Raw genomic sequence first — 1,139 nt, 5'->3', positions numbered from 1 at the left:
GCCGCCGGCGGCGGCGAGCACGCGCGCCGCCTCGCCGAGGACGCGCGCCCAGCCCTGCCCGAGGTAGGGCGGCAGGCCGTCCGCGCGCAGTTCCGGCAGCCCGCGCTCGCCGAGCCCGGCGGTGCGCAGGGCGAGGCCGTCCGGCCGCTCGGCGCCGACGATCCGCACGACATCGGGCTTCTCCATGGCCCGGACGATACGGGACGGGCCTGCGTGACGCGGGTCACCCGGAGGGCCTGAGCGGGGGGAACCGCGCACCCGCCGATCACATGTCCGATAAATTACGACAGTGAATTGGGCCGTGACGTACGACTCCGCCTTCGGGTACGTCTCCGCGCACGGCGCGCCCCTGGTCGACCTGCTCGACCCGCAGCCAGGCGAACGGATCATCGACCTCGGCTGCGGCACCGGCGCGTTCAGCGCGGAGATCGCCGCCCGGGGGGCCGAGGTGCTGGGCATCGACGGGAACCCCGACATGGTCGCCCAGGCCAGCGCGCTGAACCCGGGCATCTCCTTCATGCTGGGCGACGCGCACACCTTCACCATCACCGACGCCTGCGACGCCGTCGCCTCCAACGCCGCGCTGCACTGGATGACCCGCGACCCCGACGCGGTGATCGCGCAGGTGCACGCGGCGCTGCGGCCCGGCGGCCGGTTCGTCGGCGAGCTCGGCGGCGAGGGCAACTGCGCCGAGCTGGTCGCCGCCATGCAGACCGCCTGGCGCGTCTTCGGCCTCGGCGAGCCCGAGCTGCCCTGGTACTTCCCGAGCCCGGCCGAGTACGCGACGAAGCTGGAGGAGGCCGGCTTCACGCTGCGGCTGCTGGAGCACGCCGAGCGGCCGAGCCAGATGACCGAGGGGCCGAACGGCGCCGCCGACTGGGTCCGCGCCTACGCCGCCGGGGCCCTCGCCGACGTCCCGCCGGAGCTGGTCGAGCCGCTGCTCAGCCGGGTGAACGACCTGGCCGCGCCGGCGCTGCGCCGCGAGTCGGGCTGGGTCGCCGACTACGTGCGGCTGCGGTTCGCGGCCGTCCGCAAGCCGGACGCCCCGCCGATGCCCGAGCCTCCGCCCGTCCCGCCGAACCCGTCGGCCGCCTCCGCGTCCGAGCCCGCGCCGCCCGCTCCCGGCCCCGCTCCGGGGC

Annotated in this window: 1 protein-coding gene and 1 pseudogene; one reads left to right on the top strand and one right to left on the bottom strand. The window is 76.3% G+C overall.

Translation table 11 applies throughout. The features are described 5' to 3' along the window. Positions 1-186 (bottom strand): annotated as a pseudogene (locus tag ABZ914_RS51675) (hypothetical protein); the annotation flags it as partial. Between the two features lie 103 nt (positions 187-289). Between ABZ914_RS51675 and ABZ914_RS51670 the strand changes: the two are divergent. After that, positions 290-1,139: class I SAM-dependent methyltransferase (locus ABZ914_RS51670; protein WP_500201856.1), on the top strand; the 850-nt coding region annotated here is incomplete at its 3' end.

The organism is Spirillospora sp. NPDC046719, assembly GCF_040645715.1.
In the GTDB taxonomy this organism is placed as follows: domain Bacteria; phylum Actinomycetota; class Actinomycetes; order Streptosporangiales; family Streptosporangiaceae; genus Spirillospora.
The sequence above is the reverse complement of the archived record's forward strand: the minus strand, read 5'-3'. Positions and strand labels throughout refer to the sequence as shown.